Here is an 18,814-nt window from a genome sequence, read left to right on the forward strand (position 1 = left end):
CGCATTCGTTCCAAGCGCCGTCGTCCGGTTGCCCCCCGATACCGCATTCGTTCCAAGCGCCACAACGTTCGCCGTCAGCGCTCGCGCACCAGAACCAATCGCCAAAGCGTTGTCGCCTTGCGATATAGCACTCGCTCCATTTCCGTTGACGGCAAAATAAGCGAGTTCGCTCGCATTCGCCTGCGCCGTCGTATTAGCAGCAGCGGCGAGATCGCGCGCGGTCTGGTCGATGCCCGCCCCGCCGCTGGACAGGCCGGCGATCATCGCGCTTACCTGCCCGAGCGTTGCGGCATCGCTTGCAGCGACGCCATCGGCGACATTAACGAGCCGACGACGATACGTTTCGTTGCCGAAAGAGACGGTCTGCGCTTCGCTCGCCACCGAATCCGCGCCGAGTGCGACTGACCCGGAAGCGCTGCTGCTGGCATTGTATCCCAGTGCGAGCGAGGAACTGCCCGAGACGACCGCCCCCGCGCCCACCGCGATGGAATTGATGGCCGAGGCGTCCGCGTTCGTGCCGAAGGCGAGGGCGTCGTTCCCCGAAGCGGCAGCCCCTCCCTGGGGCCCTCCGCCGAGTGCGACAGAGCGCATCCCGCTGGCGGTCGAACCCTCGCCGATGGCAACTGCATGAGAGTTGCTCGCCGAAGTATTGCGACCGAGCGCGAGCGTACCCGTTCCGTTGGCCGAAGCGCCCGCCCCGTGTGCGATCGCAAAACTGCCCACCGTGACGGCGCTCGAACCGATGGCGATATTCTCGCTGCCATTCGTGCGTGCCTCGCGACCCATTGCGAGTGCTGCATAGCCGGTGCTGCGCGCATCGGTTCCGATGGCGATGGCGTCATGGCCGTCGGTAAAGGCACCTTCCGCGTCGAGGTCGTTGCCGTCAGTCCCGATGACGATGCCGCGCGTGCCGGTCGATTGTGCGGCGCGTCCGACCGCAATTGCACCTTCCTTGTCGGCATAGGCGTAAGCGCCGAGCACAGTGGCTCCCATGCCTTCCGCCGTCGCATCGACACCGATTGCCGTAGCGCGACCCCCCGCGGCGTAACTGTCGTAACCCAGTGCGACCGATTCTCCGCCTTCGATGCCGCCGCCCCCGATGCTGGTCGAGAAGTCGCCGGCAACGCGGCTGTCCGCTCCCAGCGCGTTCGAGTTGAGGCCGGAAACGTTCGCCTGCGCGCCGAAGGAAACGGAATTGCCGCCGACGCTCGTGGCATCGGTGCCGATGGCGATGGCGTAACTGCCGCTGGCCGAAGCGCCGATGGTGTCGACACTCGTCCCCATGATCTGCGCTGCATTGGCTTCGTTGAAGGCGCCGCCGAAACCGTCATATCCGTCGCCGCCGATGGCGATCGTGTTGTAGTCGCCTGCCAAGGCGCTAGCCCCGATCGCGACTGCCCGCTCGGCAGAGGCTCCTGCCGCTTTGCCGAAAGCGAGCGCGTCGATGCCGGTTGCCCTTGCCGCCGCGCCAGTCGAATTGATCGAGACGTAGTCGTTGCCAGCCTCGGCGAGGGCAGCGTTTAATTGCCCGACTGTCGCTGCGTCGTTGTCGTCGATCCCATGCGCGACGTTGACGAGGCGGCGTTGCGAGGTCGCATTGCCGAAGGAGACGGTGTCGGCTTCGCTCGCGACGGAACTGGAGCCGATGGCGACCGCGCGGGCGGCTTCGGCATAAACGCGGGCGTGGGCGCCCAATGCCGTGCCGAAGGACGCATCGACCGAAGCATAGGGGCCGGAAGCCAAACCGTATTCGGCAGTCACGCTGCTGCCCGTCCCGAACGCCGCGCCGAAGGCTCCGCTGGTCGTTGCGGAGCGGCCGACGGTCGTCGCATATTGGCCGGAAGCCGAGCTCGAATCGCCGATTGCGATGGCCGCTTCCCCGATCGCGCTTGCTGCCGCGACCGAACCGTTCACCGCGACATAGTCGTTCCCGACATCGGCAAGAGCGGCGGTCAGCTGTCCGACTGTCGCGGCATCGCTCGCCGCGATCCCGGTCGCGACATTCGTGATGCGCCGTTCGCCGCCGGAAAAGCCGACCGACACTGTGTTATTCGCAGAAGTCTGCGATCCTGCGCCGAGAGCGACGCTGTTCGTATGCGTGGCGCGGGCATCGGCACCGAGCGCGACGGAACTAATAGCGTTCGCATAGGCCCCCGTTCCGTCATTGTTGTAGTCCGCACCGATGGCGATGCTTCCCGAACCCGACGCTTGCGCCGATCGACCGAGAGCCGCCGCATCAGCTCCGGCGACCGCGCCTGCGCCCACCGCCGTTCCATCCGTCATCGCTGTTGTGGAAATGCCGATAGCCGTGGCATTCGCGCCGGACGCAGTGGCGTAAGTTCCGCAGGCGAGCCGGTCGATATTGCCGCTTCCCGAATTCGCGCCGCCATCGGTGTCGGCCTCGGTCCCCGCCGTAACTTCGCCGTCATTGTTCGTATCGAGCAGGCAGTCGTCGGCGCGCGCCGCCGGTGCGCTCGCCAGCATTGCAACCATGGCGAAACCCGTTGCGCCCGCCATAGCCATTGCGCGCGCGGAAATGTTCGAAATCATCATGTTGGAGCGACCCTTTGTGAGTGGAGAGAGCCGGAAAGGCCGTCCCGAAACGGGAAAGGCATAGCCGTCACGTGGTTAAGGAGCGGTAATCGAACGGGTCGGTCGGAAGGGTAGCCTATTGCCTCGCCTGTTCGATTGTCATCGAAAATTCATGCTTCGCAGCCTATTGCGAAATCGTCCGCCGACGACGGCACGGCGCCCCATGTTTCGGTGCGCCCCACTTTCGAGAGATCACTATGACCCGTTCCCTGCCATCGCTTCCCCAATCGCGGCGGCGCTTCCTCGGCGCGACCAGCAGCGCCTTTGCAGCCCTCGTCGCGAGCGGCTGCTCCGTCTCGCCGCGGATCGCCAATGCGAGCACGCCCAGCGGCTACGGTCCGCTTCGCCCCGACCCTGCCGGGCTGCTCGACCTGCCCGAAGGCTTCTCCTATCGGGTCATCTCGAGCCTCGGCGACGCAATGAATGACGGCTTCACCGTGCCGAACAAGGCGGACGGGATGGGCTGTTTTGATATCGGCGGCGGGAAGATCGCACTGGTGCGCAATCACGAACTCATCACGACCGACGAGGCCGGGGGCGCAATCCCAGCCGGCTTCGATAGCCGCGAGGGCAAGGTCCTGCCCGGCGGCACGACGACGCTGGTGCTCGATGCCGATACCCTGGCGGTCGAGCGGCAGTATCGCTCGCTCGCCGGGACCATCCGCAACTGTTCGGGCGGCGTGACGCCGTGGGGCAGCTGGCTCACTTGCGAAGAAGCCCCCGTCCGGCCCGGACAGCGCTACGGCGAGGGGATCGGCAAGGATCATGGCTGGGTATTCGAGGTTCCCGCGGCGGCAAATACGCTCGTCAATCCCGAGCCGCTGCGCGCCATGGGCCGCTTCAACCACGAGGCGGCTGCCGTCGATCCGGCGACGGGCATCGTTTACGAGACCGAAGACCGCGACGATTCCATGCTCTATCGCTTCATTCCGAACGTCCCGGGGCAACTGGCGCGCGGTGGCCGGTTGCAGGCGCTCGCGCTGGTCGACGGCCTTCAGGATTCGCGCAACTGGGACGCGCTGTCGATGCGCCTCGCCAAGCGATACGAGGCACGCTGGATCGACCTCGACGATGTCGAAAGTCCCGAGGACGACCTGCGCCAGCGTGCGGCCGCGAAGGGCGGCCTGAAGATCGCGCGCGGAGAGGGCATCCATCTGGGAGACGGCGATTTCTACTTCTGCGCGACCAGCGGCGGCGCAGCGAAGCTCGGCCAGATCTTCCGGCTGGTTCCCGGTCGTGACGGTGCGCCGGACACGCTCGAACTGTTCTTCGAATCGACCGATCCCGAGCAGTTCAACTACGGCGACAATCTGACCGTGGCCCCCAATGGCGACCTTATCGTGTGCGAGGACCAGTATACCGAAACGGTGTCGAACCATTTGCGGGGCATCACGCCGCAGGGGCAGGCCTATCCGCTCGCGCTGCTTCGCCTTCAGACGGAGCCGGCGGGTGCGTGTTTCTCACCCGACGGACGCACGCTGTTCGTCAACGCCTACAGCCCGGCGCGGACGCTGGCGATAACCGGGCCGTGGTAACCGACGCAGCCACTTGAGCCTTTATCCGCAAACGTTCGCGCCGACTCTCGCAATGGCGCTCGTCGTCGGCGGACTGATTGTTTTCGGATCGCGCGCGGAACGCCTGGCGAGCGGTCTGGGAAGGAGCCTCGGTAAATCCCTTCCGTTTGTCGCAAGTCTGCTTGCGGCTGCGATCGTCTCTGCGTCGAGCGCCACGCTCGGTCATCTCGCCCTTCGCGCGTTCTCAGGCGAACTGTTGCTCGTGCTGACGGCAGGCGCGCTGTTCCTGGCCGGTATCCGCCTTCTCATCTGGAGCGAACAGCGCCTTCCGGCGGAACCGACACGGTCGCTCGGCGCGGCGACACTTGCTTTGAGCGGACTCCTCGTATTCGATGCCGCTCCGCTCGTGTTGTTCGCTCTCACGATGATGACCGGGCAGCCGGTCGCGATCGCGATTGGCGGGATGCTCGGAATCGCGGCAGGCATCGCGCTTTCGAGGCCCATAGCGGCAAAGGATCGAGTACGAATTCGCTATCGTTTCGCCCTCGCTCCGGTGCTCTTCGCGAGCGTAGCGGCGGCGATCACTGCCTTCCCGGCTTAGTCTTCACCCGCCCTAAGCGAGGGGAAACCTTCAATTACAGTAATCGGCTTATTGCGCGCGCTTGCGGGAAACCGCGCACCTGTTTCTTCGTTGATTTACCAGACACGCAAATGTGAGAAATCAGGAGAAAATATGACCCAGACCGGGGATAATTCGAAGACCGCCTTGGTGAAGGAACTGAACGGCCTGCTGGCCGACCACTTCGCCTTGTATATCAAGACCAAGAACTTTCACTGGCACGTTGCCGGGCCGCGTTTCCGCGACCTTCATCTGCTGTTCGACGAGCAGGCGATCGAAATTCGCGACCAGATCGATGCGATCGGCGAGCGGGTTCGCAAGATCGGCCACGATACGTTGACGTCAGTCGGTGCGGTTGCACAACATACGCAGGTGAAGGATCAGGACGACACCGCTCTCGAACCCGATACGATGGTCGCCGAACTCCGCGACGACAATGCTCGTATGGTCGAGCGGCTGAAGGGGATGAAGCCCTTGGCGGAGAATGCGGGCGACAATGCGACTGACGGATTGCTCGACGAATGGACCGACATGGCCGAAGAACGCGTGTGGTTCTTGTCGCAGACTTTGAAGTAGAAGCGAATTGAGCGTAGGCTTCGCCGCATGAAGGAAGACATGACGGCGAAACCGACGATGATGGACGGAGCCGACGATGCGGTGATCGCATCGTGGCTCCATTCCTTTTTGTTCGACAGGCTGGCGCAGACGAGAGAGCCTGTTGCCATCTCTCTCCCCGGCGGATCGACGCCGTTTCCCGTCCTCGAACAGCTGATCGCGCACGATCGTGATCTGCCCGCCGATGAGCGGCTCGATTTTGCGCGCCTTAATATCTGGCCGGGCGACGACCGGATCGTCGAGGAAAGCCATCCCGCCAGCAATACGGGCAAGCTTCGCGAACTCTTCGAACCTGTCGGAGCGCATGTCGTGACCTTGTCGATCATGGAAAAGGTTCCGCACTTCGCGCTGGTCTGGCTGGGCATGGGCGCGGACGGCCATATCGCCTCGCTCTTTCCCAATACCGACCCGCAGGCCGACGATCCGCAGAAAGTGAGGCAGCTGACGCCCGACCCGCTTCCTCGCGAAGCGCCGTTCGACCGCGTCACGCTGACGATCCCCGCGCTACTCGACAGCGAGCAGATCGTCTTCGTCATCCGCGGCGAGGACAAACGAAACGTGTTCGAAGAAGCGGCGCGGGGCGCGAACGACCTGCCCGTCGCCAGGCTGCTGGCGGCGGCACGGCAGCCCGTCACCTGCTTCGCGTGAGGACCGCCCTTCTTCCGCGACCTCTTCATCGGTTGGCGCTGCGCCTCGCCCATCCGCTCCGCATCATGCTCTTCCGTTTCACGCAGCCGCATCTACGCAGCGTGCACGTGATCGGAACGACGCCAGAGGGTAAACTGCTGCTCATCCGCCAGAGTTATGGCGCGGGGCACTGGACCCTGCCGGGCGGCGGAATGCGCAAGGACGAGGAAGCCGAAGCCGCGGCGCGGCGTGAGCTACGCGAGGAAACAGGCTGCGAACCGGCGCGGCTGGCGCATGTCGCAACCTTCGCGGAAGAGGTTCTCGGCACGGAGAGCACGGCACATCTCTATACCGCCACCCTGTCCGACATGCCGCGTGTCGATTGTCGCGAGGTGATCGAGGCACGCTTCTTTCCCACCCATTCGCTGCCCGAACCGCTCAGCGCACAGGCGCGTAAACGGCTCGAATTGTGGCGCGACTGGCAAAAGGGGGTCGGCGCGATGAAGGGCAGTGCGCTGCCATCTTGAGGGAGCGTCCGGCTCGATCTAGAACAATGTGAGCTGCGCTGCTTCCGAACGCGGTTTCTTCTTCGGCACACCTTCCAGCTTCGACAGGGTAAGACCCATCAGCCGGATGGGGAGGGGGAGGGGCAGCATCTCGCCCAGCAATTCGTGCCCGATCTGCGCGAATTCCTCCTTTCCCGCGACCGCGCGATTGAGCGTCTTCGCATGGCTCGAAATCCGAAAGTCGTTATATTTCAGTTTCAGGGTGACGGTGCGGCCGCGCGCCTTGTTGTGCTCGATCCTTGCCCACACGATATCCACAATGTTGTCCAGCGTCTCGCGCAGGCGGGGCGCGGCGGAAATGTCCTCGCTGAAGGTGCGCTCCCCGCCCACCGACTTGCGGATGCGGTTGGAGCGGACGGGGCGGTCGTCGATGCCGCGCGCCGCGCGGTAGAGGTATTCCGCAAAGCTGCCGAAATTGGCCCTTAAAAACGCCATGTCGCGGGCCGCCAGATCGGCGCCGGTCTCGATACCGAGGCGCGTCATCTTCTCCTCGCCCTTGGGTCCGATGCCGTGAAAGCGGCGGATCGGCAGGGACTGGACGAAAGCGGCTCCTTCGCCCGGTTTGATGACGCAAATGCCGTCCGGCTTGTTCTGGTCGCTGGCGAGCTTGGCGAGGAACTTGTTGTAGCTCACTCCGGCGCTAGCCGTGAGGCGCGTTTCCTCGCGGATGGAGCGGCGGATGGCCTGCGCGATGCGGGTCGCCGAGCCGAGGCCGTGGCGGTCCTCGGTCACGTCGAGATACGCCTCGTCGAGCGACAGCGGTTCGACGAGATCGGTATGATGGCGAAATATTTCGCGGATCTGCTGGCTCACCTCGCGATAGACGTCGAAGCGCGACTTGCAGAAGACGAGGTCGGGACACAGCCGCTTTGCAGTGACGGAGGGCATCGCCGAGCGCACGCCGAAGCGCCGCGCTTCGTAACTTGCTGCCGCGACCACGCCGCGCCCCGACGACCCGCCGACTGCGACGGGCTTGCCACGTAATTCTGGGTGGTCGCGCTGCTCGACGCTGGCGAAGAAGGCATCCATGTCGATATGGATGATCTTGCGGGTCGTCCCGGCTTCGGTATCGCTCGCCTCGACATCGTTGAAGGACGTTTCGGTGCCATTGTGCGCATCGTCGTCTGAGGGGTCGAAATCGTCCACGATCGTTCCGATATAGCGGGTCTTGCCAGTGGTGGAACCGTTCCTCTGCCGGAACGCTCAACCCTGTAAACCGAATGCGCCGGTGGCCTGAAAGCGGCTTCTACCGGCGCCTTTCAAGGAAAACCGATGGATACCGCCGCCTCGATCAGCGAACGCACAGCGCCGGGCGAACGCGAACTGATCGTCATGATGGCGGCCCTCATGAGCCTTCAGGCGTTCGGGATCGACGCTATGCTGCCCGCGCTCGGCGCGATGGCGGCGGATTTCGCGATCGACGGCAATTCGCGCCAGCTCGTCGTCGCCGCCTATCTGCTGGGTTCGGGCCTCGGCGCGCTGTTTCCCGGGGCTTTCGCCGACCGGTTCGGACGCCGCCCGCTCCTGTTCTTCGGACTGACCTTCTATATCGGGATGTCGCTCGCCTGCGCGTTCGTGACCAGCTTTCCGCTGCTCGTCGGGCTGAGAGCGGTGCAGGGGATCGGCTGCGCTGCGCTGACGGTCGTGCCTGCTGCCATCGTGCGCGACCAAGTGGGCGGGGACCGCATGGCCCGGCTGATGAGCCTCATCATGATGACCTTCCTCGCCGTGCCGCTGCTCGCTCCCTTCGTCGGCCAGGCGATCCTGCTGGTGGCCGAATGGCGCTGGATCTTCGGGGCGATGGCGCTTCAGGGAGGAGCGATCGCCTGCTGGATCTATCTGCGTCTTCCCGAAACGCTGGGGCACGACAACCGCCAGGCGATCCATGTTCGCTCCATCTTGCGCAACATGAAGACTGCCGTTACGACCCGCAGCGCCATCGGCTACACGCTCGGCAGCGCGCTCATCTTCGGCTCGCTGTTCGGCTTCATCAACAGCGCGCAGCAACTCATCGGCGAGACCTTCGGCGTGGGCGACATCTTCCCCTTCGTCTTCGGTGCGATGGTGAGCGGCATGGTGTTCGCCAATTTCGTGAACAGCCGCATCGTCGAGAAGTTCGGCGCGCGCCGGGTCAGCCATCTCGCCTTGCTACTGTTCATCATCGTGAGCGGCCTCCAGCTGCTGTCCTCAAGCCAGGCGGACCAGCCCTTATGGCAGTTCGCGCCCCTGATGGCGGTCAATCTCGGGCTGCTGGGATTCATCGGCGCGAATTTCAGTTCGATCGCGATGCAGCCCTTCTTCCATATCGCGGGTTCGGCATCCTCGGCGCAGACGTTCCTCAGGATGTCGACCGGAGCCATCCTCGGCGGCGCGATCGGTCAGTCCTTCGACGGGACGGCGCGCCCCTTCGCGATGTCGCTGGTAATCTGCGCGATCCTGTCGCTGTTCCTCGTCCTGTTCAGCGAGAACGGTCGCCTGTTTCGGCGCCCTAACCAGCCGGTCGATCAGGCCTGACCGGAAAGCCGCGGCACGTTACCAGCCCCTGACGGGCAGGAGCATCTCGCGCTTCCAGTAGGGCATCGGGTCGGGCGGGGTTGGCCGGTTGATCAGCGCTTCCCCGAAAGACGCGGCGACATGCCAGAGCTTTTCGAGCCGCCCCACGACGACCCGGTGGTTCCAGGCGTTTTGCCCGCGATCGAGCACCTTGTGGCCGATCGCACCGTAGATGCGCGCTGCGGCCAAGATCGCCCAGCGTTGCCGGAAGGACAGCCGCGCCGCCCCCAGTCGCGCCGCGGCGATGTGCCGGTCCATCCGCTCGATCATGCGCGGCATCAGGCTGGCGAGCGCGAAGCGGTTGTTGGGCTTCGCGTGCTCGCCGGGTTCGAGATCGGCCTCCACCAGCCAGTTCGCGGGAATGTAGCAGCGCCCCGCCGCAGCATCCTCGACGACGTCGCGACTGATATTGGCAAGCTGAAAGGCAAGGCCCAGATCGCACGCCCGGTCGAGCGTATCGTCGTCACCGTCGGGGACGCCCATGACCTGCGCCATCATCACGCCGACCGCACCCGCAACGTGATAGCAATAGCGCATCAGGTCGCCATCCGTGCGCGGCTGCCAGTCGCTCGCATCGAGCGCGAAGCCCGAGATGACGTCGTCGGCCATCTGCTTCGTCAGACCGGCTTCCGCCGCGACCTGGCCGAACCCGTCGAAGGCAGGATCGGCGGTCGGTTGCCCCTCGAAGGCGCGGCGCGTGAGGACGCGGATGGCCTCGACCCGGTCCTGCTTGTTCTTCTGCGAACCGAGTTCACCGCCCATTTCCTGATTGTCGGCGATGTCGTCGCACCGGCGACACCATGCATAAAGCAGCCATACCCGCTCGCGCGTCTTCGTGTCGAACAGGGCCGACGCCATTGCAAAGCTGCGCGAACCCTCGCGGATCGCCTCATGCGCCTTGTCCACCAGCGCATAGCGGTCGCGCCCGCCGCCGGGCTGGCCCGGGGTGGCGCGCATGACGCGCGAGGGGGAAAGAAGGCGGGGCTTGCTCAAGAAATAATCAGTCCGGGTGAGATTCTTGTGGATGCGTTATCGTAATATGAAAGTGTTCACAAATCGCACACCATTCGGAACGGGAGCGGGCGTCACAGATCGTCGGCGGTCATCTCGAAAATCGGGCGATGCGGTTCGTACCGGTCCATCTTTTCGAGCAGAGCGGTCAACGTAGCCGCCTGAACGATGATGGACTGGTGCGCAGGACGCACGAAACCGACCGAAGCCATATGCGCGTTGAAGGCAATCAGCTGATCGTAGAAGCCGAAGGCATTGAGCAGACCGACGGGATTGCGATGATAGCCGAGTTGCGCCCAGCTGACCGCTTCCCACAACTCGTCCATCGTGCCGACGCCGCCGGGCAGGGTGACGAACCCGTCCGACAGATCGGTAAACCGGGCCTTGCGCTCGTGCATTCCCGACACGGTATGAAGCTCGGTGCAATCGTGATTGGCGACTTCGCTGCTGGCGAGGGCCTCGGGAATGATCCCGATGACTTCGCCGCCCGCTTCCAGCGCGCCCGATGCGACCGCTCCCATCAAGCCGAGCCGCCCGCCGCCATAGACCGTGGTGATGCCGCGCTCCGCCAGTTCGCGCCCGACGTCGCGCGCCAGTTCGATATAGCGTGGATCGGCAGGTGTCGCGGAGCCGCAATAGACCGCGACGCTCGAAAGTGCGCTCATGCAGGAACCGACAGGTCTTGCAGGATGAGACCGGCAGTGGCCTTGGCGCTGCCGACGACGCCCGGAATGCCCGCGCCCGGATGCGTGCCGGCACCGACGAGATAGAAGTTCCTCACGACATCGTCCCGGTTGTGGCCCCTGAACCATGCGCTCTGCGTCAGGATCGGCTCGAGGCTGAAGGCGCTGCCCAGATGGGCGTTGAGATCGCCGGCGAAATCCTTGGGTGCGTAATGGAACTTCGTGACGATCCGGTCGTGGATGTCGGGCACGAGGCGGCGGCCGACCTCGTCGAGGATGCGCCTTTCGAGGATCGGACCGAGTTCGCTCCAGTCCATTGCCAGCTTGCCCATGTGCGGCACGGGAACGAGCGCGTAGAACGTGCTCTTGCCCGGCGGGGCCATGCTCGGGTCGGTGACGGTCGGATGGTGCAAATAGATCGAGAAATCCTGCGACAGGACGCCATTGTCGTAAATGTCCTCCAGCAGGCCCTTATAGCGGGGCCCGAACAGGATCATGTGGTGCGGAATACCGGGCCAGGTCCCCTCCAGTCCGAAATGCACGACGAAGAGGCCGGGCGAGAACTTCTTGCGCGACAGTGTCTTTGCGTAGTCGCCGCCCCTCTTCGACGTGGACAGCAGATCGCGATAGGAATGCATGATGTCGGCATTGCTCGCCACCGCATCGAAATCCTGCCGCCAGCCGCTCTTCGTCTCGACGCCGGTGATGCGGTTGCCGAGCGAATGGAGCTGCACGATCTCGTCGCCGAGCCGCATCGTGCCGCCGAGCCGCTCGAAATGCTTGACCATCGCCGCGACGAGGCGGTTCGTGCCGCCCTTCGCCCACCAGACGCCGCCATCCTTTTCCAGCTTGTGAATGAGCGCGTAGATGGCGCTCGTCTTCATCGGATTGCCGCCGACGAGCAGCGTATGGAAGGACAGCGCCTCGCGCAGCTTCTCGTTCTTCACGAAGCTCGACACGATCGAATAGACCGAGCGGTAGGCCTGCTTCTTGGCGAGGGCCGGGGCCGCCTTCAGCATCGACTTGAAGTCGAGGAACGGGACGTGCCCCAGCTTGACGTAGCCTTCCTCGTAAACCCCGGCGGCGTAGTCGAGGAAACGGTGATAACCGGCAATGTCTTCCGGCTCCAGCTTGCCGATCTCCTGCCGCAGGGATTCTTCGTCGTTCGAATAATCGAAATTCGTCCCGTCCGGCCAGTTCAGCCGATAGAATGGAAAGACCGGCATGAGTTCGATGTCGTCGGAAATGTCGTGACCCGTCAGCGCCCACAATTCCTCGAGGCAGGGCGGGTCGGTGATGACCGTCGGTCCGGCGTCGAAGGTGAAGCCGTCCTTCTCCCAGTAATATGCACGCCCGCCCGGCTTGTCGCGCTTCTCCACCACCGTCGTGGCGATCCCCGCCGATTGCAGCCGGATGGCGAGGGCAAGCCCGCCGAAGCCTGAACCCACGACGCAGGCGGTCTTGCCTGACAGGGCAGGGCTGAAGCCGCGGACGGGGGTATCGTCATTGTCGAGCCCGGGAAGCTGCGACTTGAGGTCGGTTTCGGCGTTCATGCCGCTGTCTCCTTGGAAAGGGGTTCGGTGCGCGATGTCGCCAGGGTCCGGATCGCACGACCGACGGGAACGGGAGGTTTGCCGATGAGAATACGCGCTTTGTCGGCATAAGTCGATTGGCAGGCGTAGAATCGCTCTACGAGGTCTTCTGGCAGGCGATAGAAGTGCTCGAATACCCGGTAGCGCTCTTCCGGGCGGGCGGCGCCGAACAGCATCTTGCCGAGCATCCGGTAGAAGCCCGTGGCGCGCCAGTGATCCTGCGCCGCTTTCTCCAGCGTTGCTGCCAGGACCGGCCCGCGTCCGATGGCAATCTCGTCCGCAACGAGGTGCGCGATTTCGACCGCCTTGGGGAGGGTATAGCTGGTCAGGGGATGGACGAAGCCACCGCGCGCCCCGGCCATAGCAACGCCCTCGATCCGGTGCGCTGCTTGAAAGGCTGCGAAGTCGCCGCCGGTGATGACGGGCAGGACGCCGGTCTCCTCGTCCTCGACCTCGCCCGACCATCCCTGCTCGCTGACATATTGCGCGATGCGTCCGCGAAGCGCTTCGATGTCGAGCGTCGGCGCGTCGTTGTAATAGGTGTCCTCGACGAACACGCGATGCTCGTCGAGCGGCAGGACGTAAACGAAGCGATAGCCGTCCTTCTGGGCGACCTCGACATCCATTATGACCGGTTCGACGACATTGTGCGGCACGTCCGTTTTCCAGGTCTGGCCGAGGAAAACCTGCCATCCGCCAGATAGTTGCGGGGCGTTCGTGATACCGCGGCAGTCGATGACCACATCTGCCTCGACCCGGTCGCCATCGGCCAGGCTGATGCTGTTCCGATCAAGGCTAGCGACTTGCCGAGTTGTCAGGATGCTCCGTTGATTGAGCCGGTTTTCAAGGGTTTGCGCGAATTCGGTCGAGTAGAGGGAGTTGTATGAGGTGGCGAGATGCCGGCGATATTGCGGAAAGCGCACCTCGTAGCGAACCCGCCAACTCTTATGCGGAAATTCTTTCATCAAATCATGATCTTGCGGTGATATGTCGCTGGCGAACCAGCTCCAGCGGTGGTTGCCACCGATCTGCTCTCCGCCTTCGATCAAAGTCACGGAAATGCCTGGATTTCTGCGCTGCAGGGCAAGGGCGATGAGGCCGCCCGACAGACCGCCGCCGGCTATTGCCACATCGCTTCGCAGAACGCTCGTCACCAGCAAGCTTTAGGGGGTCTGTCGGAGGAGGGCAATCTCTCCGCCGAGCATACCGAGAAGGGGGCGGGCGGAACGGGGCGGCAGGTCGTCAGTTAAAAACTGCGAACACGTGAGGGAATTGCATGAAGAACAGTTTGTCCATCGCCGGCAGCCTGCTGGCCGTCGCCTTTGCTATCCAGATGCCCGCCCATGCGCAGGACGGGGTCGACGTAGAGACATCGACGGTCGTTCCGGACATCGAGGAGCCGGAAGATGACGCGCTGATGGGGCCGACGGTCTTCGACGGTGACTGGGTCAGTGTCGGCATCGGCGGCGCCTACAGCCCGAGCTATACCGGGTCTGACGCTTACCGTTTTTCCGTTCTGCCGATCGTTCAGGGCTCGCTGGGCGGCATCGACGTCAATCCTCGGCCGGGCGGGCTGGCCCTCGACTTCCTCCCCGATGCGGATGAGGGACCGGGGCTCGATCTCGGCATCGCCGCACGACTGAGGAACAATCGCACCGACATCGAGGATATCGACGATCCCGTAGTGGAGATGCTGGGCGAGCTCGATACGGCCTTCGAAGTCGGTCCAACCGTGGGCGTGAGTTTCCCGGGGGTCCTCAATCCCTTCGACAGCCTGAGCTTTAGCGTCGATGCGCGCTGGGACGTCGCCGGAGCGCATGAGGGCTTTTCTGCGAACCCCTCGATCACCTATTTCACGCCGCTGAGCCGCGCCATCGTAACCTCTCTCTCGATCGGGGCGGAATATGCCGATAGCGATTTCAACGACTACTACTTCTCGGTTTCCGAAGCCGGTTCAGCCGTCAGTGGCCTGCCGCAGTTCGAGGCTGACGGCGGCATAAACTCGGTAAGCGCGAACCTGCTTGCGGGCTTCGATCTCAGCGGTGATGCGACCGATGGAGGTCTCGCGATCGTTACCATCGCAGGCTATTCGCGCCTTGTCGGCGATGCAAAGGATACGCCGCTGACCAGCATTCGCGGCGACGCCGACCAGTTCTTCGTCGCCGCGGGTATCGGCTACACCTTCTAGACTAGAGCGAGTTGCCCGGCGCCCGACGAACGGGCACCGGGCTTCGTGCGTCAGTCCGCCGCGGCAGTCGTGCCGGTCGTTCCCGCAGCGAGCGTGGGCCGCGCATCGGGTAGCGGCGCATCACGGTCGCCGGTCTTGAGATAGGTGTCGAACCACCGCATCATCCGCAAATTGTAATCGTAGCGTGAAGAGGCGCGCGCATTGCCGTGGCCTTCCCCTGGGAACAGAACGAGCCGGACCGGCGTGTCGGGCTTGCGAACCTTGATGTTGCGATAGAGTTCGTAGGACTGGCTCGGGGCAACGCGGGTATCCTCCGCGCCATGCATGATGAGGAGCGGAGTCTCGGCCCGGTCGACGTAATAGATCGGCGAGACTTCCAGCATGCCCTGCCAGTCCTCCCACGGGTATTGCCGCGCATGAACGTTGTACATCTCGCGCGGGATGTCGGTCGTGCCGAACTTGCTGATCTGGTTGGAGATGCCGACGAACATCACGCTGGCGGCGAACTCGTCGCTTTGTGCGGTAGCGCCCCACGCAGACGCATATCCGCCATAGGACCCGCCGGTGATGCCGGTACGGTCGGGATCGGCAATGCCCGCCTCGACCAGCGCCCGCTTCCCGTCCACGAGATCGTTAAATTCCTTGCCTGCGTAATCGTTCTGATGGGCCTTCGCGAACGCCGTACCGTAAGCCGTCGAACCGCGATAGTTCGGCAGGAAGACGGCATAACCCTGACCTGCGGCAACTTGCCCGGGTTTGCTGTAAGCGGTCTGCCATCCGTTCGATTCATGTGCTTCCGGTCCGCCATGCACGTTGAGGATCGTCGGTGCGCCGCCATCGGGCAGGCCACCTACCGGCTCGATGAGAACGCCTTCGATGCGCTGACCGTCGCGCGCGACGTACGTCATGATGCGCTGCTCGCCGAAGTCGATCTCCGAGAGCCACGGATTATGCGTGGTCAACCGTGTCAGGCGCTCGCCGTCGAGGCGGAAAAGCTCGGGCGGATGCATCGGCGAATGTGCTTCGACCGCGATCGTCCCGCCATCGGTTTCGATGTCCATCACGATGAGGTTGCCGGGATCGATTTCCTGCAGGACGTTGCCGTCGCCATCATACATCCGCAGAAGGCTTCGCGCGCCCACATGGACAGCCGCAGCGAGACGACCGTCGTCAAGCCATTCGGTATCGACGACGGCTTCCGCTGCCCCGGGATTGACCGCTTCGAACGATCCGGTCGCCATGTCGACGAAATGAAGCGTCGTGGGAGCGGGATCGTTGACGTCAACCCCTGCGATGAGTGCGAGGCGTCGTCCGTCCGGTGAAATCTCGACGTCGTCGATCTTTCCTTCGGTCTCGACCACCGCACTGACGTTTCCGCTCGCGAGATCGATGATGTGGACACGCTTGCGCGTATAGCTGTCATCGACGCTGGGCGTCGGGGCGCTATCGACGATCGCGCGTCGTCCGTCGCTCGCCACCTGAAAGGCGCTGACATAACCGGGAATCTCGATTTCCAGCGGTTCGGCATCGACTTCGCCGCCTGCATTCGCGCGGAACAGCCGATTGAGACGCGCTTCCTCTTCGTAGACGATCGCATTGAAGCCGGCGTCCCGTTCGCTCTCGCGTCGTTCGACGCTCTCCGCCCCGACGAGCATGTAGATCGCACTACCGTCCGGCGCCCACACATAGGAGCGAACCGCAGCATCCTCGACTTCGGCGAGCTTGCGATAGGCGCCGCCGTCGACCGGAATGCCCCAGACCGCGCGTTCTTCGTCGCCGTCCGACCAGAGGAAGGAAACCATGCGTCCGTCCGGCGAGAAGGCGATACCCGACACGTTCATGTCTTCGGGGAGGAATTCGCGCAGGTCGCTGCCATTGACCAGCTTCAGCTGCTGGGTGGACGTGCCGTCTTCCTCGCCGCCGGTAATGTCGGGCAGGCGCGAAGTCGTGTAGGCGATCCGCTGTCCATCGGGAGAGACCGCTATCGCACCGACGCTTTCCAGCTTGGTCACGTCCTCCGGCGTCATGGGACGTGCCCACGCGGGTGCTGCTGTCACCGCTGTGGCAGTGATAAGGGATGTTGCAAGAAGGGCGGGGCGGAAATGTTTCATCTATTCATCCTGTTGGAGCGAATTGTGCGGCTCTCATAGCAAGCACGACGTCGAGGGCAAGGCATCGGCCACGCGGGCAAAATTCCTGGCTACTTGCTCTTCGGCCGTCACGGCGGCATGACGTCCGAAAAGCTAATGAGGGAGGGCTGGAATGTCGAAGATCGCTACTCTTTGCAGCGCGGCTGCCGTCGCGTTGCTGGCACCGATCGCGGCGCAGGCGGAAACGACCTACATCCATGCGGGGTCGGTCATCAGCGATGCGGATGGCGAGCCATCGGGGCAAGCGACGATAACCGTGACGGACGGGCGCATCGTCGAAGTGCTTCCGGGTTTTGCACAGCCACCGGCGGATGCAACACTCGTCGACCTCAAGGACCATACGGTCCTTCCCGGCCTCATCGATACGCACACCCACCTGTCAGGGGATCCTGGCGGCGACTATTGGCGCGAGGCCGTCGATCCGACCGAGTGGAACACGCTGGTCGCGGCGAAGAACGCCCGGCTGACAGCGCGCGCCGGTTTCACGACGGTTCGCGATCTGGGTTCGGGCGGCCAGGTCATGCAGTCGCTCCGGCGAGCTACCGCCGAAGGGCTTGTCCCCGGCCCTCGCATAGTCACCGCAGGCAATTCAATCGCGATCATCGGCGGCCATGCCGACGTGTCGGGCTTCACGCCGCAGATCAACGAAGCTCTCGCGACGGGGTTCACCTGTACCGGGGCGACCGAATGTGCCGCAGTCGTGCGCAAGGCGTCGAAGCAAGGCGCTGAAGTCATCAAGATTACCGCGACCGGCGGTGTCCTCAGCCAGCAGGCACGTGGTCTCGAAGCGCATTTCACCGATGCCGAGATGGAAAGCATCGTGACGACCGCCAATTCGCTTGGACTGAAAGTCGCCGCTCATGCCCACGGTGCGCGCGGGATCGAGGCGGCAAGTCGCGCTGGCGTGGACAGTATCGAGCACTGCACCTTCGGCGACGATGCCGCGATCGCCGAAATGAAGCGCAACAAGACAGCCTGCGTCCCCACCCTGATGGCTTATACCGGCATTCGGGAAAGGCTGGGCCAGGGCGTCTATACGCCGCAGGTCGAGGACAAGATACGCGCGACGCTCGAAGTTGTCGGGCAAGCGGCTGCGAGAATGCATGAGGGGGGCGTCGAACTCGTATTCGGCACGGATGCCGGCGTGTTCGAGCATGGCCGCAACGCAGAAGAATTCAGAATGCTGCGCGAACTCGTCGGCATGTCGAACAGGGAAGCGCTCGCCAGCGCTACGACGCGCGCCGCCCGGTTACTCGACATGGAAAGCGAAATTGGCCGGATTGCACCCGGCTATTCGGCGGACCTGATCGCTGTTCGTGGCAATCCGTTGAGCGATGTGACTGTCCTCGAAAATGTCGACTGGACTATGGTGCGCGGCCGGACCATCGAGTGAATATCCTGCGCCGTAAACGTGGCGCTCATCCATAAGCGCTAGACGCGGTGGGCGAAAGACAAGTCAGTTCAAGGAATTATGCGTGCGCTTTACAATCGTAGCCGTGATGTTCGCTCTTGCAGCGCCGCTCTCCGCGCAGCAGGCGGGTGAGGATGGTTCGCTGACGCGCTCCGACTTCATCTCGCAGATGGACGCCGAATTCTCGCGGCTCGACGGTGACGCGAACGGCTTCATCAACGAGGGTGAGATACTCGCCTCCCAGCGACAAAGCGCACGAGAGGAAGCATTGCGCCAGAATGCCCGCGTATTCGCAGGGCTCGACGCCGACAAGGACGGGCAACTCAGCCAGCAGGAGTTCGCGGCGCTGGCCAATCCCGACGCCATTCCCGTCGATGCCGCCCCGCTGATGCAGCAATTCGACAGCGATCGGGACGGCGTGATCACGCTCGTCGAATATCGCATCGGAACGCAAGCGAATTTCGACAAGATCGATTCGGATCGGGATGGCGTCGTCAGCGACATGGAAATGCGGGCTGCCGGAATTGTGCGCTGAGCGCCCAGCGGCGAGCGGCGCGTTAACACTGGACACAAAACGAGTGCCGAAATGAACCGCCGCGGGTGAAGGCAGTGGCTTCGTGCCGAAATCACGCGCATTGAGCGACTTTCGTAATCTGCTAGTGAAGCTGCTTTCCGATTATGCCGCAACGGGAG

Annotated in this window: 16 protein-coding genes; 9 read left to right on the forward strand and 7 right to left on the reverse strand. The window is 63.6% G+C overall.

What is annotated here, in order from left to right:
* Positions 1-2,553: YadA family autotransporter adhesin (locus tag GRI38_RS13330; protein WP_237487559.1), on the reverse strand; the 2,553-nt coding region annotated here is incomplete at its 3' end.
* A gap of 236 nt (positions 2,554-2,789) precedes the next feature.
* Here GRI38_RS13330 and GRI38_RS13335 point away from each other — a divergent pair.
* The 5 genes from GRI38_RS13335 (at position 2,790) to GRI38_RS13355 (ending at position 6,494) form a co-directional block, all read left to right on the forward strand.
* Positions 2,790-4,127, forward strand: a complete 1,338-nt coding sequence (locus GRI38_RS13335) for an alkaline phosphatase PhoX (RefSeq protein WP_160685181.1) — start codon at positions 2,790-2,792, stop codon at positions 4,125-4,127.
* A gap of 13 nt (positions 4,128-4,140) precedes the next feature.
* Complete coding sequence (locus tag GRI38_RS13340; protein WP_160685184.1) at positions 4,141-4,707, forward strand: hypothetical protein; 567 nt, start codon at positions 4,141-4,143, stop codon at positions 4,705-4,707.
* Positions 4,708-4,839: 132 nt separating this feature from the next.
* Positions 4,840-5,301: a Dps family protein gene (locus tag GRI38_RS13345; RefSeq protein ID WP_160685187.1), complete on the forward strand. Its 462-nt coding sequence runs from the start codon at positions 4,840-4,842 to the stop codon at positions 5,299-5,301.
* A gap of 39 nt (positions 5,302-5,340) precedes the next feature.
* Positions 5,341-5,988 carry a 6-phosphogluconolactonase gene (locus tag GRI38_RS13350; RefSeq protein WP_202390008.1) on the forward strand — a complete coding sequence of 216 codons (648 nt, stop codon included), beginning with the start codon at positions 5,341-5,343 and terminating at the stop codon, positions 5,986-5,988.
* A gap of 65 nt (positions 5,989-6,053) precedes the next feature.
* The gene (locus tag GRI38_RS13355) at positions 6,054-6,494 is read left to right on the forward strand and encodes an NUDIX domain-containing protein (RefSeq protein ID WP_160685191.1); all 441 of its coding nucleotides are present in this window, start codon (positions 6,054-6,056) and stop codon (positions 6,492-6,494) included.
* 18 nt (positions 6,495-6,512) lie between these two features.
* Here the strand turns inward: GRI38_RS13355 and dinB are convergent, their stop codons facing one another.
* Positions 6,513-7,577, reverse strand: a complete 1,065-nt coding sequence (gene dinB / locus GRI38_RS13360) for a DNA polymerase IV (protein WP_337191305.1) — start codon at positions 7,575-7,577, stop codon at positions 6,513-6,515.
* A 228-nt stretch (positions 7,578-7,805) separates the two neighbouring features.
* Between dinB and GRI38_RS13365 the strand changes: the two genes are divergently transcribed.
* Positions 7,806-9,047, forward strand: a complete 1,242-nt coding sequence (locus tag GRI38_RS13365; protein WP_160685194.1) for a multidrug effflux MFS transporter — start codon at positions 7,806-7,808, stop codon at positions 9,045-9,047.
* Positions 9,048-9,065: 18 nt separating this feature from the next.
* On the opposite strand, the gene GRI38_RS13370 is transcribed toward GRI38_RS13365, so the two are convergent.
* The 4 genes from GRI38_RS13370 to crtY form a co-directional block, all read right to left on the reverse strand.
* Positions 9,066-10,079, reverse strand: coding sequence for a phytoene/squalene synthase family protein (locus GRI38_RS13370; protein WP_160685197.1), 1,014 nt, complete (start codon positions 10,077-10,079; stop codon positions 9,066-9,068).
* A 92-nt stretch (positions 10,080-10,171) separates the two neighbouring features.
* Positions 10,172-10,762 carry an LOG family protein gene (locus GRI38_RS13375; RefSeq protein WP_160685200.1) on the reverse strand — a complete coding sequence of 197 codons (591 nt, stop codon included), beginning with the start codon at positions 10,760-10,762 and terminating at the stop codon, positions 10,172-10,174.
* Positions 10,759-12,333 (reverse strand): phytoene desaturase, encoded by a 1,575-nt coding sequence (locus GRI38_RS13380; RefSeq protein ID WP_160685203.1) that lies wholly within the window; start codon positions 12,331-12,333, stop codon positions 10,759-10,761. The genes GRI38_RS13375 and GRI38_RS13380 overlap by 4 nt, the downstream gene beginning before the upstream one ends.
* Positions 12,330-13,502: a lycopene beta-cyclase CrtY gene (gene crtY / locus GRI38_RS13385; RefSeq protein ID WP_337191298.1), complete on the reverse strand. Its 1,173-nt coding sequence runs from the start codon at positions 13,500-13,502 to the stop codon at positions 12,330-12,332. Before crtY ends, GRI38_RS13380 begins: the two co-directional genes overlap by 4 nt.
* 146 nt (positions 13,503-13,648) lie before the next feature.
* On the opposite strand from crtY, the gene GRI38_RS13390 reads away from it, so the two are divergent.
* Positions 13,649-14,560 carry a MipA/OmpV family protein gene (locus tag GRI38_RS13390; protein ID WP_237487560.1) on the forward strand — a complete coding sequence of 304 codons (912 nt, stop codon included), beginning with the start codon at positions 13,649-13,651 and terminating at the stop codon, positions 14,558-14,560.
* Positions 14,561-14,610: 50 nt separating this feature from the next.
* On the opposite strand, the gene GRI38_RS13395 is transcribed toward GRI38_RS13390, so the two are convergent.
* Entirely contained in the window at positions 14,611-16,587 is a 1,977-nt protein-coding gene (locus GRI38_RS13395; RefSeq protein ID WP_237487561.1) for a S9 family peptidase, read from the reverse strand.
* Between the two features lie 235 nt (positions 16,588-16,822).
* Here GRI38_RS13395 and GRI38_RS13400 point away from each other — a divergent pair, with 235 nt between their 5' ends.
* On the forward strand, positions 16,823-18,103 hold the full coding sequence (locus GRI38_RS13400) for a metal-dependent hydrolase family protein (protein ID WP_160685212.1): 1,281 nt from the start codon (positions 16,823-16,825) through the stop codon (positions 18,101-18,103).
* A gap of 82 nt (positions 18,104-18,185) precedes the next feature.
* Positions 18,186-18,656: an EF-hand domain-containing protein gene (locus GRI38_RS13405; protein WP_337191299.1), complete on the forward strand. Its 471-nt coding sequence runs from the start codon at positions 18,186-18,188 to the stop codon at positions 18,654-18,656.
* Positions 18,657-18,814: the final 158 nt, after the last annotated feature.

The organism is Parapontixanthobacter aurantiacus (genome assembly GCF_009827635.1).
GTDB classification, from domain to species: Bacteria; Pseudomonadota; Alphaproteobacteria; order Sphingomonadales; family Sphingomonadaceae; genus Parapontixanthobacter; species Parapontixanthobacter aurantiacus.

Excerpts from the sequence above, each read along its gene's own strand:
- GRI38_RS13335 (WP_160685181.1), top strand. The coding sequence starts at position 2,790 with ATGACCCGTTCCCTGCCATCGCTTCCCCAATCGCGGCGGCGCTTCCTC.
- GRI38_RS13345 (WP_160685187.1), top strand. The coding sequence starts at position 4,840 with ATGACCCAGACCGGGGATAATTCGAAGACCGCCTTGGTGAAGGAACTG.
- GRI38_RS13350 (WP_202390008.1), top strand. The coding sequence starts at position 5,341 with ATGACGGCGAAACCGACGATGATGGACGGAGCCGACGATGCGGTGATC.
- GRI38_RS13355 (WP_160685191.1), top strand. The coding sequence starts at position 6,054 with ATGCTCTTCCGTTTCACGCAGCCGCATCTACGCAGCGTGCACGTGATC.
- GRI38_RS13365 (WP_160685194.1), top strand. The coding sequence starts at position 7,806 with ATGGATACCGCCGCCTCGATCAGCGAACGCACAGCGCCGGGCGAACGC.
- GRI38_RS13375 (WP_160685200.1), bottom strand. The coding sequence starts at position 10,762 with ATGAGCGCACTTTCGAGCGTCGCGGTCTATTGCGGCTCCGCGACACCT.
- GRI38_RS13380 (WP_160685203.1), bottom strand. The coding sequence starts at position 12,333 with ATGAACGCCGAAACCGACCTCAAGTCGCAGCTTCCCGGGCTCGACAAT.
- GRI38_RS13390 (WP_237487560.1), top strand. The coding sequence starts at position 13,649 with ATGAAGAACAGTTTGTCCATCGCCGGCAGCCTGCTGGCCGTCGCCTTT.
- GRI38_RS13395 (WP_237487561.1), bottom strand. The coding sequence starts at position 16,587 with ATGACGCCGGAGGACGTGACCAAGCTGGAAAGCGTCGGTGCGATAGCG.
- GRI38_RS13400 (WP_160685212.1), top strand. The coding sequence starts at position 16,823 with ATGTCGAAGATCGCTACTCTTTGCAGCGCGGCTGCCGTCGCGTTGCTG.